This window comes from Alloalcanivorax profundimaris, assembly GCF_015265435.1.
Taxonomy (GTDB): domain Bacteria; phylum Pseudomonadota; class Gammaproteobacteria; order Pseudomonadales; family Alcanivoracaceae; genus Alloalcanivorax; species Alloalcanivorax profundimaris.
This window is the reverse complement of the sequence record NZ_JABJWH010000020.1, coordinates 204,741-222,125: the sequence shown is the minus strand read 5'-3', so window position 1 is coordinate 222,125 and position 17,385 is coordinate 204,741. Positions and strand designations below refer to the sequence as shown.

The following is a 17,385-nucleotide window of genomic DNA, read 5'->3' as shown; positions in this document are numbered from 1 at the left end:
TCCATGGATACCAGGACAAAACTTCTCAAGGCCGCGGAAAGCCTGTTCGAGCGCCACGGCTTCACCGCCACCGGCATGGACCGGCTAACCCGGGGTGCCGGCATGTCGAGCCGCACGCTCTATAAACACGCCGGCAGCAAGACCGCTCTGATCGCCTCGGTGCTCACCGAGCGGGACCGGCGCTTCCTGCAACACATGGAGGTGGACAGCCTGGAGGGGTTGTTCGACGCCTTGGCGGAGTGGATTTGCACCGAAGGCGCCCGGGGCTGTCTGTTCCTGCGCGCTCATGGTGAGACCGGTGGTGACCAGGCGGCGATCACCGCCGCCCTGCGGGCTCACAAGCAGGCCCTGTTCGAACGCATCCAGGTGATCGTGGCGGCGGAAACCGGGGGTAAGGCCGATCCGGCCCTGGCCGAGCAGGTCATGATTCTGCACGAGGGCGCTACCGCGGCGGCGGTATATCGCGGCGCGGACGCCGTGGCGCGAGCCCGTGACGCGGCCATGGCGCTGGTCCATCCGGAGGCGTGATGAGAGCGGGGTTTTCCTTGGCGGCCGCCGGTTTCGGCCTGATCGCGGTGTGTTACGGGTTCGCCCGCTTCGCGTTCGGGTTGTTCCTGCCCGGCATCAACGCCGACCTGTCCTTGTCGCCGTCGGTGGGCGGGCTGATCGCCGGCGGCTCGTTTCTCGGCTACTGCGTCGCCATAGTTTTGTCAGCGCACCTCACGGAACGTTTTGGCGCCCGAAGCGTCTCCATCGCGGCGGCGCTGGTAGCGGCTTTGGGAATGACCGGCATCGCCCTGGCGCCGTCCGCGCTCTGGTTGGCGCCGGCGGTGATGCTGGCGGGATCCAGCACCGGCCTGGCGTCCCCGCCCCTGGCCGCCGCCGTGAGCATCGCGCTGCCGCCGGCGCGCCGTGACCCCGCCAATACCGTGATCAACGCGGGCACCAGCGCCGGCGTGATGCTGTCCGGCCCGGTGGCGTTGCTGGCGGGCGCGCAGTGGCGGCTGGCGTTCGCGGTCTTCGCCGCCACCGCCTGCGTCATGGCGGTGGTGGTGGCGTTCACCGTGCCCGGGCCGGCGCGCGCGGAAGCCCGGGCCACGGAAGGGGCCGGGCTGCGCCATCGGTTGCCGGTGCGTTTGATCGTGGCGGCGTGGTTGATGGGCGCTTCCAGTGCCGCTTTGTGGTCCTTCGGCAGCGAGCTGGTTGCCCTGCGGCTTGGCTGGGACGGTGGTGAAGCCGGCGGTCTGTGGGTCGCCATTGGCATCGCCGGCATCGTCGGCGCCGCCGCCGGACGCTGGGTGGTCCGGTTCGGGATCGACCGCGTGCACGGGGTCTTCCTCGGGGCGCTGGCCCTGGGGACCGTGCTGGTGGGGATCGGTGGCACGACGCCGGCACTGGCACTGTTCGGCGGCGCCTTGTTCGGCGCCGCCTACATCACCCTCACCGGGGTGTATCTGGTGTGGGGTGTCAGCGCGCTGCCGGACCGGCCCGCCAGTGGTCTTATGGTGGGCTTTCTGAGCATCGCCATTGGCCAGGCCGCCGGGGCCCCCGCCTTTGGCTATCTCCTGGAGCGCTTCCCAGGCGATCTGGCCGTTCTGGTGTTCGCGGGTCTGGCGTTCCTGGCTCTGTTTGCCCGCTCGGTGGTGATTCGCCGTCCCGTGTCCCGGGGCATAAAAAAAGCGCCGCGGCGGTGGTCCGCGCGGCGCCTGCTCGATAATCGGGGCGGGCCCGTCGCCCGCCGGGTCAGCCGCCCAGGTAGGCGGCCTTGACGCTGTCGTCGTTGAGCAGGGTTTCGCCGCTGCCGGTGGCGACGATGTCGCCGGTCTCCAGCACATAACCCCGGTCGGCGATGGCCAGGGCTTCCGAGGCGTTCTGTTCGACCACGAAGATGGTGATGCCCTCGCGTTTCAGCTCGGTGATGATGCCGAAGATCTCCTCGATGATCAGCGGCGCCAGGCCCATGCTCGGTTCGTCCAGCAACAGCAGGCGCGGTTTCGCCATCAGCGCGCGGCCCATGGCCAGCATCTGCTGCTGGCCGCCGGACAGATTGCCGGCGTGCAGGCGGCGCTTTTCCTTGAGGATCGGGAAGCGCCGGTACATGGCTTCCAGGTCGTCGGCCACGCCCTTGTCCCGGCGCCGACTGAAGGCGCCCAGCATCAGGTTGTCCTCCACGGACAGACCGGCGAACACCTGGCGGCCCTCCGGCACCTGGACGATGCCGCGGTGGACGCGGTCGGCGGCCTTGCGCCGGTTCAGGTTCTCGCCATCGAAGGTCACGGTGCCACCGGTGAGCGGCTGCAGGCCGGAGATCACCTTGAGCAGGGTGGACTTGCCGGCGCCGTTGGCGCCCACCAGGGCCACGGTTTCGCCGGGGTGAATGGCCACGTCCAGGCCGTGCAGGGCCTCGATGCGGCCATAGCCGGTGCGGATACCCTTCAGATCCAGCAGCGGTGTGCCACGGGCGGCGTCGGTGCTGTCCGCGCGCTCGCCGGCGGGCCGCGGGTCGTCGGTCGGGCGCGCCCGTTGCTGGGTCTGCGGGTCGGCGGTCACGGTGGTGATCATGCGGTGGCCTCCTCGCGGGAATGACGGTTGCCCAGGTAGGCGTCGATCACATCCGGGTTGGCGCGGATCTGGTCCGGGGTGCCCTCGGCCAGCTTGCGGCCGTAGCAGAGCACCAGCACCTGGTCGGAAATGCTCATCACCAGCTTCATGTCGTGTTCCACCAGCACCACGGTGATGCCCTTGTCGGCGATCCGGCGGATCACATCGCGCAGGGCATCGGTCTCGTTGCGGTTGAGGCCGGCGGCGGGCTCGTCGAGCAGCAGAATGTCCGGGGAGGACGCCAGCGCGCGGGCGATTTCCAGACGCTTGAGCGCGCCGTAGGGCATCGCCGAGGCGTGGTGCTGGATGTACTGGCCGCAACCGACGAATTCCATCAGCTCGGCGCATTCCTCCCGGCATTGCTGGTCCGCCCGGCGCAGGGCGGGCAGCTTGAACAGGGACGTAAAGGTGCCCTGCTTGAGGTGCCGGTGGCGCCCCAGCATGACGTTTTCCAGCGCCGTCATGTTCATGCAGATTTGCAGGTTCTGGAAGGTGCGGCACATGCCGAGCGGCGCCAGCTCATGGGGCTGGTGGCCGGCCAGGCTGCGGCCGTTGAGATGCACGCCGCCGCTGCTGGGCTGGTAGAGCCCGGTGATCAGATTGAACAGGGTGGTCTTGCCGGCGCCGTTGGGGCCGATGATGGAATGGATGCGGCCTTTTTCCACCTGGAAGCTCAGGTCCTCCACGGCGTGCACGCCGCCGAATTCCTTGCCCAGCTGGTCCACGGAAAGCAATGCGGTCATGGGGCCTCCTTCTGGAAGCGGCGCGCCAGGGTGGGTACCAGGCCGCGCGGCATGAAGATCATCACCGCCATCAGAATGGCGCCGAACAACACCATCTCCAGCTCCTGGAAGCCGGTCAGGAACTGCGGAATCAGCAGCAGGATGGCGGCGCCCAGGATCACCCCGTAGGTGGAGGCCATGCCGCCCAGCACGACGATGGTGATCAGTTCGATGGAGTGGGTGAACGAGGCGATGTTGGGGGTGATGAAACCGCCGTAGTAGCCGTACAGGCTGCCCGCCAGGCTGGCGTAGACGGCGGAGATCACGAACACCCGCAGCTTGAATTTGCCGGTGTCCACGCCGGCCACCTGGGCGGCGATTTCCGAGCCGTGCAGGGCGCGCAGGGCGCGGCCCAGGGGCGAGTCGATCAGGTTCAGCGCGAACAGCACCGACAGGAACAGGAAGCCAGCGGCGATGCCGTACCACACCTGAGTGCCGGTGACGGTGAGGCCGAACAGATCGTAGCTGCCGAACACGCTCAGCTCATGACCGAACAGGCTCAGCGGCGCCACCGGCAGGCCGTCCGGGCCGCCGGTGAGCTGATCCTCGTTGTTGAGCACGATGGCGGCGATCACGCCCAGGCCCAGGGTGGCCATGGACAGATAATGGCCCTTCAGGTGCAGGATCGGTTTGCCCACCAGCCAGGCCAGCACCGCCACCCCGGCGGCGGCCAGCAGCATGGCCGGCACCGGCGTGATCCCGTGGTTCTGCACCAGCAGGGCGCTGCCGTAGGCGCCGGCGGCATAGAAAGCCGCGTGGCCGAGACTGATCTGGCCAGCGTAGCCCACCAGCAGGTTGAGGCCCACCGCCACGGCGGCGGTCAGGGCGATCTTGATCATCAGGTCGTAGTGGTAGTCGTTGCCGGCGAACAGCGGCAACGCCAGCAACACCACGGCCAGGGCCAGCAGGCCCGGCCATTTGGCGGGCGCCCGGACCCGGGACGGACGGTGCGGAATCGCTTCGCTCATTACACTCGCTCCACGGCGCGGCTGCCCAGCAGGCCGTTGGGCAGGAAAAACAGGATCGCCAGAATGATCACGAACGGCACCGCGTCCTTGTAATCCGACGAGATGTAGCCGGCGGTGTAGGCTTCGGCCAGGCCCAGCAACAGACCACCGAGAATGGCGCCGGTGCTGCTGCCCAGCCCACCGATGGCGGCGGCGATGAAGCCCTTGAGGCCGAGCATGATGCCGATGTCATAGGAGGTCAGGGTGATGGGCGCCACGATCACCCCGGCGGCGGCGCCGATCACCGCGGAAATGCCGAACGCCATCATCAGAATGGCGCTGGTCTTGATGCCCATCAGGCTGGCCGCGTCCTTGTTCATGGAGGTGGCCAGCAGCGCCTTGCCCAGGGCGGTGCGGGTGAAGAACAGCCCCAGGGCGGTGACCAGCACCGCGGCGATGCCCAGAATCCACAGGCTCTGGGTGAGCAGGGTCGCGCCGCCCAGGCTGATCGACTCGGTGGCGCTGAAATTCGGCAGGGCGTGGTACTCCTTGCCCCAGAACACCTGCGCCAGCCCGCGCAGGAAGATGGAGGCGCCGATGGTGATGATAATCAGCGTCACCACGTCGGCGTTCTTGGCCGGCGCGATGGCTAGGCGGTGCAGCAGGATGCCGGCCACCCCGGCCATGGCGATGGCCAGGGGAATGGCGAAATAAATCGGCACGCCGGCGTCCATCAGGACCACGGTGCCCATGCCGCCGATCATCAGGAATTCGCCCTGGGCGAAGTTGATCACATGGCTGGCGTTGTAGATCAGGGTGAACCCCAGGGCGACCAGCGCATAGATGGCGCCCAGGGTGATCCCCGAGAAGGTGAACTGGAAAAATTCGCTGAACATGATTCTGCCCGGGATGGTCGTGGGAGGAGGGCGGCGGGGCGGTGCTGGGGCGGGGGATCGCGACTGAAGTCGCTCCTACAGGGTCGTGCGTGGCACGAGGTAGGAGCGGCCGGGCGGCGCACCGCTTCAGCCGCGATTCGGCCTTGGGATTATTCCGTCAACGCCCAGTCGCCATCCTCCACTTGAAGGATGCGGAAGGATTCCGCGTCGAGGCCCATGTGGTCCTCGGCGCTCATCCGGTAGGTGCCGGTGACGCCCACGGCGCCGTCGATGCTTTCCAGCGCGTCGCGCACCTTGGCCTTGTCGGTGCCGCCGGCCATGTTGATGGCCTGGACCGCCAGTTGCAGGCCGTCGTAGGCGTAGGCGCCGAAGGTGGAAACCGATTCGTTATAGCGGCTTTCGTAGTCGCTCTTGTAGCGGTTCAGCACTTCGTACTGGGGATCGGATTCCGGCAGCTTGTCCGCCACCAGCAGCGCGGAAGCGGGCAGGCGCAGGCCTTCGGCGGCGTCGCCGGCCAGTTCCAGGAAGCTGTCGGAGGCCACGCCGTGGGACTGATAGAAGGGGATCTCGATGCCCAGTTGCGCGTAGTTGCGGGTCACGATCGCCGGGCCCTGACCGAAGTCGAAGTTGAGGATCGCCTGCACGCCGTCGGTGTTGCGGATGCGGGTGAGCTGGGCGGTGGTGTCGGTGTCCTTCGGGTTGTAGGTCTCGTCGGCGACGATCTCGATGCCGAAGTTGCCGGCCTCTTCCTTGGTGACGTTGCGGCCGGAAGCACCGAAGCCGCCGGTGCCGGAGATCAGGCCGATCTTGGTGAAGCCGCGTTCCTTCATGTCCATCAGAATCCGGCGGGCCGCCTGACGGTCGGACTGTGGCGTCTTGAACACCCACTTCTTCACCGGGGTGGTGATGGTTTCGGCGCCGGCCAGGGAGATGAACGGCACGCCGGCCTGCTGGATCAGCGGCACCGCCGCCATGGTGGCGCCGGTGGTGGAGCCGCCGACGATCAGATCGACGCGGTCCTGGCGCAGCAGGCGGTTGGCGAAGGTGCGCGCCTTGGAGGCGTCGCCGGCGTCGTCATAGTGGACCAGCTCGAGCTGTTTGCCGAGCACGCCGCCACGTTCGTTGATCTTGTCGATGTACAGTTCCAGGGTTTTCAATTCCGGATCGCCGAGGAAGGACGCCGGTCCGGTAACAGAAAGGAAGGAGCCGATTCGGATGGTGTCCGCGGCCTGGGCGGGCACGGTGGCCAGGGTCAGACCGAGGGCGGTGACCGCGCCAGCGGCCAGCTGTTTCAGCGTTCTTTTCATTATCGCACCTTTTGAGCGTATGCCAGTTGTTCTTATGCGGGCCTCTGTTGTCCCATCGGGCCCGTCGATAGGTACAGGTATAAAGCGATACGGCATACAAGTCAATACGGCGTTTAATGTGTCATAAAAGTGGACCTATGCCGGCAAGTCCCCGTTTTAGCGTGGAATTCGTGTGTTGTTTGTGTCATACAGATGGGCCGTTTGGTAGTATGTCGAATCTTTTCGAGGGACCGTTCCGGCAATGGGGGTAGGGTTTTGGACCTGCAGTCCGATCATCTGGAAACGCTGATCAAACGCTTTCAACAGCGCCGCCCGCTGCGCACCGGCTCACTGATCATCACCGTGTTCGGGGATGCCATCGTGCCCCGGGGCGGCACCGTCTGGCTGGGCAGCCTGATCGAGCTGCTGGCGCCCATGGGCGTCAACCAGCGCCTGGTGCGCACCTCCGTGTTCCGCCTCACCCGCGAAGGCTGGCTGATCGCCGAGAAGGTGGGCCGGCGCAGCTACTACGGCCTCACCGGCGCCGGGCGGCGCCGCTTCGAAAAAGCCTTCAAGCGCGTTTACTCCGGTGGCCAGCCCGCCTGGGACGGCGCCTGGACCCTGGTGATCCTCAACCAGTTGGACGCCGACCGCCGCCGGGACGTGCGCCAGGAGCTGGAGTGGATGGGATTTGGCGCTTTCGCGCCCACGGTGCTGGCGCACCCGGGCGTGGACCGCGCCGAGCTGAACGCCTCCCTCCAGGAGCTGGGCGCCCTGGACGACGTCATTCTGTTCCAGACCGATACCGTGGATCAATTCGCCACCCGGCCCCTGCGCCGCCTGGTGCGCGAGGCCTGGAATCTGGATCAGCTCGCCGAGGGCTATGGCGAGTTTCTGAATCAGTTCCGCCCGCTGTGGAACCAGATGCGCAAGGAGAAGAGTCTGCCGCCCAGGGAATGCTTCCTGGCGCGCACCCTGCTGATCCACGAATACCGGAAACTGCTGCTGCGCGATCCGCTGTTACCCGACGAGTTGTTGCCCGCCGATTGGGAGGGCCGCGCCGCCCGGCAGCTGGCCCGCAACCTCTACCGGCTCACCGGCCAGGGCGCGGAAACCTGGATCAGTCAGCACGCGGAAACCGCCCAGGGCCCGCTGCCGGAGGCCGGCGACGGCTTCTACCAGCGCTTCGGTGGGCTCGACTAGCCCGCCGCTTCCTCCCCCTTCGGGGCGATCTTGTTGGTTTGCATGCGCGGGCGGTCCGCTTCCATCTCGGTGAGCGGGTCGCAGGGTTTCATGGCCCGCTGGTAGCGGCGCGCCAGCTCCTGGTATTCCAGGGTCCCTTCGTATTTCCAGCGCACCTCTTCCTCGCTGAGCTCGCGCTTCACCACCGCCGGGGTGCCGATCACCATGGAACGCGGCGGGCAGCTGAAGCGGCCCTTGACCAGGGCGCCGGCGGCGACAATGGAGGATTCGCCGATCTCCGCGTAATCCAGGATCACCGCGTTCATGCCCACCATGGCGTTGCGGCCGATGCGGCAGCCGTGCAGCACCGCGCCGTGGCCGATGTGGCCGTCCTGTTCGACGATGGTGTCGGTGCCCGGGAAGCCGTGCATCACGCAGGTGTCCTGAAGGTTGGCGCCGCGCTCCAGGATCAGCCGGCCGAAGTCGCCGCGCAGGCTGGCGCAGGGGCCCACGTAGCAATCCGGGCCCACGATCACGTCGCCGATCAGCACGGCGGTGGGGTCCACATAGGCGTCCGGGTGAATCACCGGCGTGATGCCTTCAAGCTGGTAACAGGGCATGGCGGAATCTCCAAGAAAGCGGGCCCGGAGGCCGTGACGGGGTGGCCGATTAAGCTACATGACCTCTAAAGAGCGATCAAACGGACGATTTTGTAACACTAGGCGCCGCCCGGTGATGCTTCCGGTAAGTTTATGATAAAAAAGAAAAAATACGGTAGTAGAGCAAGAAAGAGATTCCGGCCATCTCTAAATGCGATACATGAATTAGATAATTATGTATTGACTGGTGTCATGTTTGGGCTATGCTCGTTATCAGGTCGCGGCTCGCCGTGGGCGGCCGCATTTTCGTCAGCCAGTCACTGCCAGCACAGAGGCGTACCATGGCCTACGACACCATCGAATTCTCGCTCCGCGACGGCGTGGCCACTCTGGCCCTGAACCGTCCGGACCGCCTCAACAGCTTCAATGAAGCCATGCACCAGGAGGTGCGCCAGGCGCTCACCGAAGTGCGGGGCGCGGTGGAATCCGGCGATTGCCGGGCTCTGCTGCTCACCGGCAACGGCCGTGGTTTTTGCGCCGGCCAGGATCTGTCCGACCGCAACGTGGCCCCGGGCGATGAGATGCCGGACCTGGGTTACTCCATCGAGACGTATTACAACCCGCTGATCCGCACCCTTACCGCCCTGCCGGTGCCGGTGGTGTGCGCGGTCAACGGCGTGGCCGCCGGCGCCGGCGCCAACATCGCCCTGGCCTGCGACATCGTGCTGGCGGCGCGTTCCGCCAGCTTTACCCAGGCGTTCGCCAAGATCGGTCTGGTGCCGGATTCCGGCGGCACCTGGCAACTGCCCCGCCAGGTGGGCCTGGCCCGCGCCAAGGGTCTGGCCATGCTGGGCGACAAGCTCGGCGCCGAGCAGGCGGAAGCCTGGGGCCTGATCTGGAAGGTGGCGGACGACGAGGCCCTGCGCGACGAGGCCGCCAGCCTGGCCGCCCATCTGGCCACCCAGCCCACCCGCGGGCTGGCGCTGATCAAGCAGGCGCTCAACGAAAGCGGCACCAACGACCTGGACACCCAGCTCGACCTGGAGCGCGACCTGCAACGTCAGGCCGGCCGCACCGCCGATTACCGCGAAGGCGTCGCCGCCTTCATGGAAAAACGCAGCCCGAAATTTTCGGGTCAATAATTCAATAAATACATACGCAGAGGGGCCTTGGCGGTTCTGGCGCCGGGGTCCCCAGGGAGAGCAGTACCATGCCCGAATCCTCCGCCACGGTGGATGCCGGCGCCCTGGCACGGCAATGCGCCGACGCCATGTACGCCCGTGACCGCGCCAGCCAGGCCCTGAACATGCGGGTCGAGAGCGTGGCGCCGGGCCGCGCCGTGCTCACCATGCCGATCACCGAGACCATGATCCAGGGGCACGACTCCTGCCACGGTGGCTATATCTTCACCCTGGCGGATTCGGCCTTCGCCTTTGCCTGTAATTCCTACAACGAAGCCACCGTGGCGTCCGGTTGCTCCATCGAGTACGTGGCGCCGGGCAAGCTGGGCGACACCCTCACCGCCGACGCCCGGGAGCAGACCCGCAAGGGCCGCACCGGCGTCTACGACGTGCGCGTCACCAACGGTGACGGCGAGCTGGTGGCCCTGTTCCGTGGCAAGTCCTACAAAATCCGTGGCCCGGTGATTCATGAACAGGAGAGCGACGCATGAGCGACGCACTGATTTTCGACGCCATCCGCACCCCGGTGGGTCGCTACGGCGGCGCGCTTGCGCCGGTCCGCGCCGACGATCTGGGCGCCATTCCCATGAAGGCCTTGATGGAGCGTCACGCCGACGTGGACTGGAGCACCGTGGACGATGTGTTCTACGGCTGCGCCAACCAGGCTGGCGAGGACAACCGCAACGTGGCGCGCATGAGCGCCTTGCTGGCGGGCCTGCCGGTGGACGTGCCCGGTGTCACCCTGAACCGCCTGTGCGGCTCCGGCATGGACGCGGTGGGCAGCGCCGCCCGCGCCCTGCGTTGCCAGGAAGGAAACCTGATGATCGCCGGCGGCGTGGAATCCATGTCCCGGGCGCCGTTCGTGATGGGTAAGGCGGAGCAGGCGTTTTCCCGCCAGGCGGACGTTTTCGATACCACCATTGGCTGGCGCTTCGTCAACAAATGGATGAAGGATCAGTACGGCATTGATTCCATGCCGGAAACCGCCGAGAACGTGGCCGAGCAGTTCAAGGTCAGCCGCGAGGACCAGGACGCCTTCGCCTTCCGCAGCCAGCAAAAAGCCGGCCGCGCTCTGGCGGACGGCACCTTCGCCGACGAGATCGTGCCGGTGAGCGTGCCTCGCCGTAAGCAGGATCCGTTGATCGTGCGCGATGACGAGCACCCGCGCCCGCAGACCAGCCTGGAAGCGCTGGCCAAGCTGGGCACGCCGTTCCGCCGCGAAGGCGGTAGCGTCACCGCCGGCAATGCCTCCGGCGTCAACGACGGTGCCTGCGCCCTGCTGATGGGCAGCGAGGCCGCCGCCCGGCGCTGGAACCTGAAACCCCGCGCCCGGGTTCTGGGCATGGCGACAGCCGGGGTGGAACCGCGCATCATGGGCATCGGCCCGGCGCCGGCCACGCAAAAAGTGCTGGCTACCACCGGCTTGAAGCTGGCCGATATGGATGTCATCGAGCTGAACGAAGCGTTCGCGTCCCAATCCCTGGCGGTCCTGCGTGAGCTGGGTCTGCCGGACGACGCCGAGCACGTGAACCCCAATGGCGGCGCCATTGCCCTGGGTCATCCCCTGGGCATGAGCGGCGCCCGCCTGGTGACCACCGCCCTTCATGAACTGGAGCGCCGTCAGGGCCGCTACGCGCTGTGCACTATGTGCATCGGCGTCGGCCAGGGCATCGCGGTCGTCATCGAAAGAATCTGAAGCAACGCAGCCGGGCGCGGCGCGCCCTGCCATTAGAGAATAAAGAGAGGCGGAGATGGATATGCCATTCAACCTTGAGAACCGTTTCGACTCGGTGGAGATGAGCGACGTCGCCCAGCTCCGTGAACTGCAGCTCGACCGCATGCGCTGGAGCCTCACCCACGCCTACAACAACGTGCCCTTCTACCGGAAGAGCTTCGATGAGGCCGGCGTGCACCCCTACGACCTGCGCAGCCTGGACGACCTGCGGCACTTCCCGTTCACGGTGAAGAACGACCTGCGCGACAACTACCCGTTCGGCATGGTGGCGGTGCCCATGCGCGAGGTGGTGCGCGTGCACGCCTCCAGCGGCACCACCGGCAAGCCCACCGTGGTGGCCTACACCCAGAACGACATCGATGTCTGGTCCGACGTGATGGCGCGCTCGATCCGCGCCGGCGGCGGCCATGCCGGTGACAAGGTGCACGTGGCCTACGGCTACGGCCTGTTCACCGGCGGTCTTGGTGCCCACTACGGCGCCGAGCGCCTGGGCTGCACCGTGATCCCCATGTCCGGTGGCCAGACCGAGAAACAAGTCCAGCTGATCAACGATTTCAAGCCGGACATCATCATGGTCACGCCCTCCTACATGCTCAACATCGCCGACGAAATGGAGCGCCAGGGCCTGGACCCGAAAGCCTCCAGCCTGCGGGTAGGCATCTTCGGCGCCGAGCCCTGGACCCAGACCATGCGCGAGGAGCTGGAAGCGCGCCTGGGCATCCACGCCCTGGACATTTACGGCCTCTCCGAAGTGATGGGCCCGGGCGTCGGCATGGAATGCATCGAAACCAAGGACGGCCCGACCATCTGGGAAGACCACTTCTATCCGGAGATCATCAACCCGGAAACCGGCGAAGTGCTGCCCGATGGCGAATACGGCGAGCTGGTGTTCACCTCGCTCAGCAAGGAAGCACTGCCGATCATCCGCTACCGCACCCGCGACCTGACCCGGCTGCTGCCCGGCCAGGCCCGCCCCATGCGCCGCATCGACAAGATCACCGGCCGCAGCGACGACATGATGATCATCCGTGGCGTGAACGTGTTCCCCACCCAGGTGGAAGAACAGATCCTCAAGATCGAGGCCCTGGCCCCGCACTACGAGATCCACGTGGAAAAGGAAGGCAACCTGGATCACGTCACCGTGCGCGTGGAGCTGAAACCGGAAGCCGCGCCCCAGGCCGAGACCCTCACCGTGGAAGTGATCAAGGAGCTGCAGCACCGGGTGAAAACCCACATCGGCATCAGCACCAAAGTGGACCTGGCCGCCCCCGGCACCCTGGCCCGCTCCGAAGGCAAAGCCAAACACGTCTTCGACAACCGCCCCAAATAATTACGTCCCAACGCGCGCTCACCGCGCTACCGGCCGCGCCGCCACCCCGGCGTTGGCCGGCCCCTCCGAAAGCCGCCCAAAAGGCGGCTTTTGCTTTTATCGGGCTTCGGTAAAGGGTGGGTTTTCCAGCGCAGGCGCGGTTCTGGGTTCATTCTGGCCGGGGAAAGGGGTGCTGTACTGTAGGAGCGGCTTCAGCCGCGATAGCCCAGAGGATGATCGCGGCTGAAGCCGCTCCTACAGCAGGATTTCGTCTACGGCTCTTTATATGTCGGTGACGCTTGCGGTATGGCCTTCCGCTCTGGTCTGCGCCGCTGTCCGTGGCTACTCTGTATGAGAAGTCTTGCAACGCGGTGTATGGCGATGAGTTCAACCGAGGACATTATCAATCAGGCGATGGCGTTGCCTCCCGAGGAGCGTGCCATCGTCGTTGAGCAGTTGCTGCTGAGTCTGGATTCGCCGGATCAGGCGCTGGACGATCCTTGGGCGGAAGAGGCGGAAGCCCGTCTTGATGCCTATGAGCACGGTGATCTGTATACATTGACCTTGCACTCGTGATCACGCCCTTCTTGTATGTCGCCGCCGCCCTGGCGGAGATCGCCGGTTGTTTCTCCGTGTGGGCCTGGTGGCGGCTGGAGAAGTCGCCGCTGTGGCTGGTGCCGGGGCTGCTGAGTCTGGTGTTGTTCGCCTGGCTGCTTAGCCTGGTGGACACCGATTACGCCGGCCGCGCCTATGCCGCCTATGGCGGCGTCTACATCGTGATGTCGCTGCTCTGGCTGTGGGTCGTGGAGCACCGGGCACCGGATCGGTGGGACCTGCTGGGCGCCGGGATCTGTTTGATTGGCGCAGGAGTCATTCTCTTAGGGCCCAGAACCGCATAACGGGTGTTTTGCTTCAGCGGTGCAGACCCAGCACCCAATCCCGCACCGCCTGGATGGCCGGTTCCTTGAGCCGTTCCGGCGGGCAGACCAGGTGGAAGGGCTCGCCGGGCAGTTCCGGGCCGAAGGGTTCCACCAGCCGGCCGTCGGCCAGTTCCTCGGCGATCAGGGTGCGGCTCATCAGCGCGATGCCCTGGCCGCCCAGAGCGGCGGCGATGGTGTGGGTTTCGTCGGAAAAGACCAGTCCCTTGCTGATGTCCAGGCCGGGCACCCGGGCGAGCTTTTGCCAGGCCGGCCAGCTGAGCAGGGCGCCTTTGTGGTTGGGGGGTTCGTAGTGGATCAAGGTGGCGAGGGGCAGGTCCTCATGGGTGCGCACGCCCAGGGTCGGGCTGCAGGCGGGCACGAAAGTGTTGTCAAACAGCTTCTCCGCTCGCAGGCCGGGCCAGTGGCCGGCGCCGTAGCGGATCGCCAGGTCCGCGGCCACGCCGTCCAGGGGCACCAGGTGATGGGATATCTGCAGATTGAGGTTCAGGTCCGGGTGGGCGTCGCGCAGTTCGCAGACCCGCGGCAGCAGCCAGCGCGCCGCCACCGCCGGGATGGTGGAAAGGGTGACGGTGTGTTGTTCCGGCGCCGGGCGCAGGCGCGCCACGGTGTCCGCCAGGGCGTCGAAGGCGTCGCTGGCGGTGGCCAGCAGTTCCCGGCCCTGCACCGTCAGTTCCAGTTGGCGGGGCTTGCGGATGAACAGAGCCAGGCCGAGTTGTTCTTCCAACTGGCGGATCTGGTGGCTGATGGCGGTGGGCGTTACCGACAGTTCCTCGGCGGCGCGTTTGGCGCTGCGGTGACGGGCCGCTGCCTCGAAGGCGCGCAGGGCGGAGAGAGAGGGCAGTTTGCGGGCGGTCATGGCGGGCCTGATGGATGAATTCTGTTTTGCCATTCCGGCAAGAAAAGGTCGTTTGTCGCTGAAATGAGCGTCGGGTTTCATGGTGCGGGTGTCAAGCATGGGTGAGGCAGTTTCACCCAGAAACGAACCTGAACCGAGGCCCGAACCAAGGAGAGAACCGATGACCCGTTTGCTGCATCTCGACGCCAGCCCCCGCCCAGGGCGGGCCGGTACCCATGAGCACGGCTCCCTGAGCCGCCGCCTCAGCCATCATTTCATCGAGCAGTGGAAGGTGGCCCGGCCCGACGACCCGGTGACGCGCCGGGATCTCGGCGCCCGGCCGCCGTCGTTGTTGACGGTGGATTGGATCGAAGCCGCGTTCACGCCCACGGAGCGCCGTTCCGCGCGCATGGCGGCGGCCCTGGCGGAGAGCGATACCCTGGTGGACGAGGTGATCGCCGCGGATGTGCTGGTGTTGGGCGTGCCGCTCTATAACTTCAGTTATCCGGCGGCGTTCAAGGCCTGGATCGACCAGATCGTGCGCCTGGAGCGTACCGTGAGTTTCGATGCGGAGAACACCGAGGAGCCCTTCGTGCCGTTGCTCGCGGATCGTCCCCGCCACGCGGTGATCCTGGCGTCCCGGGGTGGCCACGGGCAGGGCGCCGGCGGCCCCATGGCGCACATGAATTTTCTGGAAGACAGCGTGCGCACGGCGATGACGTTCATGGGCATCGAGAATATCCATGAAGTGGCCATCGAGTATCAGGAGGAAGGCGGTGAACGGTTGCAGCGCTCCATCCGCGATGCCCTGGTGGAGGTGGAGCGCCTGGTAGCCCGTCTGCAATCGGCGCGCGACGATTGCACCGCCGCCTAGGGGAGGGCGATCCAGATCATCAGCAGGCCGGCGGCGAGGCCGAGAAAGAACAGGCCCCAGAGGGTGCCGATGTTGGTTTCGTCGCCGAATTTGTCGGAGAGTTTGATGGCGCGGGCGAACAGGGCGATGCCGGATACCGCGCCCAGGATCAGCAGCGCCAGGCCGACGATCAGCAGAATAATGTCGAAGGTGGTCATGGCGATCCCTATTCCACGTCGAACTCGCGCACGCCTTTGGCGGTGCGGCACTCTTCCACGTACTGGCGCAGTTTCTCGCGCAGCTCCTCGCCGTTCTCGATGGCTTTTATGGTGACCACCGGGCTGGTGCGATCAGAGGTGCGCAGGATCACGTTGCCCAGCGAGAACAGACGCAGGAAGAAGGGTTCTTCAAGCTGGTAGTCGCGGACCCGGTACAGTTCCAGTTCGTTGGTCTTTCGGTTGAGCACCCCGTAACGGGTGCGCAGCCGCTGGGTGGTGAGTTCGTACTTGGTGTACTTCACCTCCAGCCAGCGCCACAGGGCGATAAACAGCGGAATCACCAGAAAAAACAGCAGCCCGCACACAATGAAGGTGCCCAGGTTGACCACCTGGGAGGGGGTGCCGTACCAGACGTCTTTTTCTTCGCGCATGGCCATCTCTTTGTCTTCGATAGCCGGTTTGTACCATTGACGGGCGCCGGACTCGACCGGTGTTTCGCTTTTTTCGCAGAAATTTTGCCGGATTTGACGTCGGAACCCGCCGGTCAGCTTCGCGCGCCGCGATGAAACAGCAAGGTGCCGCCGGCCACCAGCAATACCGCCAGCCCCAGGAACGGCGGCGGCGCTTCGCCCAGGGCGAGAATGGCGATCAGGGTGCCGACCAGGGCGGCCACGGTACCGATCTGGCTCAGGTACACCGGGCCGGCCATTTTCTGCAGCACGAAATAGAACGAATACAGCACCGCGAACACGCCCACTTCGATCCACAGCAACTGCACGGTGTCGCGGGTGGCCAGCAGCTCGCCACCGCGGCCGGGTTCCAGCAGCAGCGCACAGGGCATCAGCATCAGAGCGGCGCCGATTTCCATCAGGCCGGCGAGAAACAGGGGCGAGGTATTGGCCGGCCAGCGCAGCGAGCGGTACACATTGCCGGCGGCCAGCATCATCGGCATGGCCAGCACCAGCAGCGCCCAGCCCGGCGACGCGCTGGCGTTGCCGGCCTTGGCGGCGGCCAGCAGCAGCCCCCCGGCGAGCCCCAGGGCGACGCCGGTGAGCCGCAGCAGCCGCACCTTTTCCAGCCGCATCACGGTGGCGATGATCCAGGTAAACAGCACCGGGAAGGCGAAGCTCATGGACAGGTAGCCGGCGCCCACATGGCGCACCGCCAGAAAGCCCAGGGCGGTGGGCGCCGCCAGCAGAAAGCCGGAGACCAGGCCGTATTCCAGAGTGCGCCGGTTGATCGGCATGGGCTGGCGGGCCAGGGCGGTGAGGCCGATCAGGATCAGGCCGGCGCCGCCGATGCCCACCATCAGAAAGGTGAGCCGGGGCGCGCCGGCCTGATCCGCCAGCTTGGCCAGGATCGGAGACAGGCCGAGGAAAGTGCCCACCAAAAGCAGGCAGCCGAAGGCGGCCAGTCCGGCCTTGCCGGTGCCGGTCAGGTTGGACATGACCCTCTCCATGGCGTTAGAGAATAAAAAAGGCGCGCCACCGGGGCGCGCCAAGAGGGTTACACGGGATACACCAGGTCATTGTTCAGCAAAAGGTTGTCGTAGATGGCCCGCCGTTCCTGGAGCTTCAGTTCGCCGTTTTCGAACACGAAGCGGTCCAGGTAGCAGCCCACCTGGTGCAGGGTGGCGGTGGGCTGGTCCATCAGTACCTGGGTGAGCATATAGTTGGCGCCGGCGACGATGGTGCCGTCGTCCTGGGGCTCGGCGTAGGTGTTGGTGACGAAGTGGCGCAGGTAGCGCGGCGCGAACATGGAGGTCTCCAGGATCGCCAGGGCGCGGTCCTTGAGCATGCCCTTGCCTTCGCAATAGACCAGGCCCACCGGCAGATTGGCGGTGTGGTTCTCCCGGCCGGACACCACGTAGTAGGCGTCCTCGGTGAAGAATTCCACCCAGTCGTGCAGGCGGCCTTCGTCCAGGGCGCGGCAGTAGTCGGTATTGAAGCGCTCGATGGCGTGGACCAGTTGCGCCTGGCCGAGCCCGGGAGCGGCTTGGTTCTTTTTGATGGCTTCCATG

The 17,385-nt window shown here is 66.1% G+C and carries 21 protein-coding genes; 10 read left to right on the top strand and 11 right to left on the bottom strand.

Translation table 11 applies throughout. The annotated features are described in order from the left end of the window. The first annotated feature begins 3 nt into the window (after positions 1 to 3). The gene (locus HMJ39_RS11420) at positions 4 to 528 is read left to right on the top strand and encodes a TetR/AcrR family transcriptional regulator (RefSeq protein ID WP_194297404.1); all 525 of its coding nucleotides are present in this window, start codon (positions 4 to 6) and stop codon (positions 526 to 528) included. Next, a complete protein-coding gene (locus tag HMJ39_RS11415; protein WP_194297403.1) occupies positions 528 to 1,769 on the top strand; it encodes an MFS transporter in 1,242 nt (413 codons plus the stop codon). The genes HMJ39_RS11420 and HMJ39_RS11415 overlap by 1 nt, the downstream gene beginning before the upstream one ends. Here the strand turns inward: HMJ39_RS11415 and HMJ39_RS11410 are convergent. The 5 genes from HMJ39_RS11410 to HMJ39_RS11390 form a co-directional block, all read right to left on the bottom strand. Then, entirely contained in the window at positions 1,744 to 2,562 is an 819-nt protein-coding gene (locus tag HMJ39_RS11410; RefSeq protein WP_194297402.1) for an ABC transporter ATP-binding protein, read from the bottom strand. The genes HMJ39_RS11415 and HMJ39_RS11410 overlap by 26 nt on opposite strands. Next, positions 2,559 to 3,344 carry an ABC transporter ATP-binding protein gene (locus HMJ39_RS11405; RefSeq protein WP_194297401.1) on the bottom strand — a complete coding sequence of 262 codons (786 nt, stop codon included), beginning with the start codon at positions 3,342 to 3,344 and terminating at the stop codon, positions 2,559 to 2,561. Before HMJ39_RS11405 ends, HMJ39_RS11410 begins: the two co-directional genes overlap by 4 nt. Continuing rightward, positions 3,341 to 4,351 carry a branched-chain amino acid ABC transporter permease gene (locus HMJ39_RS11400; protein ID WP_194297400.1) on the bottom strand — a complete coding sequence of 337 codons (1,011 nt, stop codon included), beginning with the start codon at positions 4,349 to 4,351 and terminating at the stop codon, positions 3,341 to 3,343. Before HMJ39_RS11400 ends, HMJ39_RS11405 begins: the two co-directional genes overlap by 4 nt. Further along, positions 4,351 to 5,226 (bottom strand): branched-chain amino acid ABC transporter permease, encoded by an 876-nt coding sequence (locus HMJ39_RS11395; protein ID WP_161384917.1) that lies wholly within the window; start codon positions 5,224 to 5,226, stop codon positions 4,351 to 4,353. Before HMJ39_RS11395 ends, HMJ39_RS11400 begins: the two co-directional genes overlap by 1 nt. 149 nt (positions 5,227 to 5,375) lie before the next feature. Beyond that, positions 5,376 to 6,533, bottom strand: coding sequence for an ABC transporter substrate-binding protein (locus tag HMJ39_RS11390; protein ID WP_194297399.1), 1,158 nt, complete (start codon positions 6,531 to 6,533; stop codon positions 5,376 to 5,378). Between the two features lie 255 nt (positions 6,534 to 6,788). Between HMJ39_RS11390 and paaX the strand changes: the two genes are divergently transcribed. Next, positions 6,789 to 7,715, top strand: coding sequence for a phenylacetic acid degradation operon negative regulatory protein PaaX (paaX, locus tag HMJ39_RS11385; RefSeq protein WP_228462300.1), 927 nt, complete (start codon positions 6,789 to 6,791; stop codon positions 7,713 to 7,715). Here paaX and HMJ39_RS11380 read toward each other — a convergent pair. Then, a complete protein-coding gene (locus HMJ39_RS11380) occupies positions 7,712 to 8,314 on the bottom strand; it encodes a phenylacetic acid degradation protein PaaY (RefSeq protein WP_194297397.1) in 603 nt (200 codons plus the stop codon). The two genes, paaX and HMJ39_RS11380, sit on opposite strands and share 4 nt — an antisense overlap. 320 nt (positions 8,315 to 8,634) lie before the next feature. Here HMJ39_RS11380 and paaG point away from each other — a divergent pair, with 320 nt between their 5' ends. The 6 genes from paaG (at position 8,635) to HMJ39_RS11350 (ending at position 13,417) form a co-directional block, all read left to right on the top strand. Continuing rightward, positions 8,635 to 9,435 (top strand): 2-(1,2-epoxy-1,2-dihydrophenyl)acetyl-CoA isomerase PaaG, encoded by an 801-nt coding sequence (gene paaG, locus HMJ39_RS11375; protein WP_194297396.1) that lies wholly within the window; start codon positions 8,635 to 8,637, stop codon positions 9,433 to 9,435. A 68-nt stretch (positions 9,436 to 9,503) separates the two neighbouring features. Next, positions 9,504 to 9,965, top strand: coding sequence for a hydroxyphenylacetyl-CoA thioesterase PaaI (gene paaI, locus HMJ39_RS11370; RefSeq protein WP_194297395.1), 462 nt, complete (start codon positions 9,504 to 9,506; stop codon positions 9,963 to 9,965). Next, complete coding sequence (gene pcaF / locus HMJ39_RS11365; protein WP_194297394.1) at positions 9,962 to 11,170, top strand: 3-oxoadipyl-CoA thiolase; 1,209 nt, start codon at positions 9,962 to 9,964, stop codon at positions 11,168 to 11,170. The genes paaI and pcaF overlap by 4 nt, the downstream gene beginning before the upstream one ends. A gap of 61 nt (positions 11,171 to 11,231) precedes the next feature. After that, positions 11,232 to 12,539 carry a phenylacetate--CoA ligase PaaK gene (gene paaK / locus HMJ39_RS11360; RefSeq protein WP_228462299.1) on the top strand — a complete coding sequence of 436 codons (1,308 nt, stop codon included), beginning with the start codon at positions 11,232 to 11,234 and terminating at the stop codon, positions 12,537 to 12,539. A gap of 360 nt (positions 12,540 to 12,899) precedes the next feature. Beyond that, on the top strand, positions 12,900 to 13,094 hold the full coding sequence (locus HMJ39_RS11355) for an addiction module protein (RefSeq protein ID WP_194297392.1): 195 nt from the start codon (positions 12,900 to 12,902) through the stop codon (positions 13,092 to 13,094). Beyond that, positions 13,091 to 13,417: a YnfA family protein gene (locus tag HMJ39_RS11350; RefSeq protein ID WP_256244650.1), complete on the top strand. Its 327-nt coding sequence runs from the start codon at positions 13,091 to 13,093 to the stop codon at positions 13,415 to 13,417. Before HMJ39_RS11355 ends, HMJ39_RS11350 begins: the two co-directional genes overlap by 4 nt. Before the next feature lie 13 nt (positions 13,418 to 13,430). On the opposite strand, the gene HMJ39_RS11345 is transcribed toward HMJ39_RS11350, so the two are convergent. Then, a complete protein-coding gene (locus HMJ39_RS11345) occupies positions 13,431 to 14,315 on the bottom strand; it encodes a LysR substrate-binding domain-containing protein (RefSeq protein WP_194297391.1) in 885 nt (294 codons plus the stop codon). 160 nt (positions 14,316 to 14,475) lie between these two features. Between HMJ39_RS11345 and HMJ39_RS11340 the strand changes: the two genes are divergently transcribed. Beyond that, positions 14,476 to 15,168 carry an FMN-dependent NADH-azoreductase gene (locus tag HMJ39_RS11340; protein ID WP_194297390.1) on the top strand — a complete coding sequence of 231 codons (693 nt, stop codon included), beginning with the start codon at positions 14,476 to 14,478 and terminating at the stop codon, positions 15,166 to 15,168. Here HMJ39_RS11340 and HMJ39_RS11335 read toward each other — a convergent pair. From HMJ39_RS11335 to HMJ39_RS11320, 4 genes are all read right to left on the bottom strand, one after another. Further along, on the bottom strand, positions 15,165 to 15,365 hold the full coding sequence (locus HMJ39_RS11335) for a hypothetical protein (RefSeq protein WP_194297389.1): 201 nt from the start codon (positions 15,363 to 15,365) through the stop codon (positions 15,165 to 15,167). The two genes, HMJ39_RS11340 and HMJ39_RS11335, sit on opposite strands and share 4 nt — an antisense overlap. Before the next feature lie 8 nt (positions 15,366 to 15,373). After that, positions 15,374 to 15,796: a PH domain-containing protein gene (locus HMJ39_RS11330; protein WP_194297388.1), complete on the bottom strand. Its 423-nt coding sequence runs from the start codon at positions 15,794 to 15,796 to the stop codon at positions 15,374 to 15,376. Positions 15,797 to 15,909: 113 nt separating this feature from the next. Next, positions 15,910 to 16,812: a DMT family transporter gene (locus HMJ39_RS11325; protein ID WP_194297387.1), complete on the bottom strand. Its 903-nt coding sequence runs from the start codon at positions 16,810 to 16,812 to the stop codon at positions 15,910 to 15,912. Positions 16,813 to 16,871: 59 nt separating this feature from the next. Next, positions 16,872 to 17,384: an aromatic-ring-hydroxylating dioxygenase subunit beta gene (locus HMJ39_RS11320; protein ID WP_194297386.1), complete on the bottom strand. Its 513-nt coding sequence runs from the start codon at positions 17,382 to 17,384 to the stop codon at positions 16,872 to 16,874. Position 17,385 lies beyond the last annotated feature (1 nt).

What these genes read in the sequence shown, in the direction of transcription:
- HMJ39_RS11330 (WP_194297388.1), bottom strand. Translation starts at nt 15,796, where the DNA reads ATGCGCGAAGAAAAAGACGTCTGGTACGGCACCCCCTCCCAGGTGGTC.
- pcaF (WP_194297394.1), top strand. Translation starts at nt 9,962, where the DNA reads ATGAGCGACGCACTGATTTTCGACGCCATCCGCACCCCGGTGGGTCGC.
- HMJ39_RS11335 (WP_194297389.1), bottom strand. Translation starts at nt 15,365, where the DNA reads ATGACCACCTTCGACATTATTCTGCTGATCGTCGGCCTGGCGCTGCTG.
- HMJ39_RS11420 (WP_194297404.1), top strand. Translation starts at nt 4, where the DNA reads ATGGATACCAGGACAAAACTTCTCAAGGCCGCGGAAAGCCTGTTCGAG.
- HMJ39_RS11395 (WP_161384917.1), bottom strand. Translation starts at nt 5,226, where the DNA reads ATGTTCAGCGAATTTTTCCAGTTCACCTTCTCGGGGATCACCCTGGGC.
- paaK (WP_228462299.1), top strand. Translation starts at nt 11,232, where the DNA reads ATGCCATTCAACCTTGAGAACCGTTTCGACTCGGTGGAGATGAGCGAC.
- HMJ39_RS11405 (WP_194297401.1), bottom strand. Translation starts at nt 3,344, where the DNA reads ATGACCGCATTGCTTTCCGTGGACCAGCTGGGCAAGGAATTCGGCGGC.
- HMJ39_RS11325 (WP_194297387.1), bottom strand. Translation starts at nt 16,812, where the DNA reads ATGTCCAACCTGACCGGCACCGGCAAGGCCGGACTGGCCGCCTTCGGC.
- HMJ39_RS11345 (WP_194297391.1), bottom strand. Translation starts at nt 14,315, where the DNA reads ATGACCGCCCGCAAACTGCCCTCTCTCTCCGCCCTGCGCGCCTTCGAG.
- HMJ39_RS11410 (WP_194297402.1), bottom strand. Translation starts at nt 2,562, where the DNA reads ATGATCACCACCGTGACCGCCGACCCGCAGACCCAGCAACGGGCGCGC.
- HMJ39_RS11340 (WP_194297390.1), top strand. Translation starts at nt 14,476, where the DNA reads ATGACCCGTTTGCTGCATCTCGACGCCAGCCCCCGCCCAGGGCGGGCC.
- HMJ39_RS11320 (WP_194297386.1), bottom strand. Translation starts at nt 17,384, where the DNA reads ATGGAAGCCATCAAAAAGAACCAAGCCGCTCCCGGGCTCGGCCAGGCG.
- HMJ39_RS11355 (WP_194297392.1), top strand. Translation starts at nt 12,900, where the DNA reads ATGAGTTCAACCGAGGACATTATCAATCAGGCGATGGCGTTGCCTCCC.
- paaG (WP_194297396.1), top strand. Translation starts at nt 8,635, where the DNA reads ATGGCCTACGACACCATCGAATTCTCGCTCCGCGACGGCGTGGCCACT.
- HMJ39_RS11400 (WP_194297400.1), bottom strand. Translation starts at nt 4,351, where the DNA reads ATGAGCGAAGCGATTCCGCACCGTCCGTCCCGGGTCCGGGCGCCCGCC.
- paaI (WP_194297395.1), top strand. Translation starts at nt 9,504, where the DNA reads ATGCCCGAATCCTCCGCCACGGTGGATGCCGGCGCCCTGGCACGGCAA.
- HMJ39_RS11380 (WP_194297397.1), bottom strand. Translation starts at nt 8,314, where the DNA reads ATGCCCTGTTACCAGCTTGAAGGCATCACGCCGGTGATTCACCCGGAC.
- HMJ39_RS11390 (WP_194297399.1), bottom strand. Translation starts at nt 6,533, where the DNA reads ATGAAAAGAACGCTGAAACAGCTGGCCGCTGGCGCGGTCACCGCCCTC.
- HMJ39_RS11415 (WP_194297403.1), top strand. Translation starts at nt 528, where the DNA reads ATGAGAGCGGGGTTTTCCTTGGCGGCCGCCGGTTTCGGCCTGATCGCG.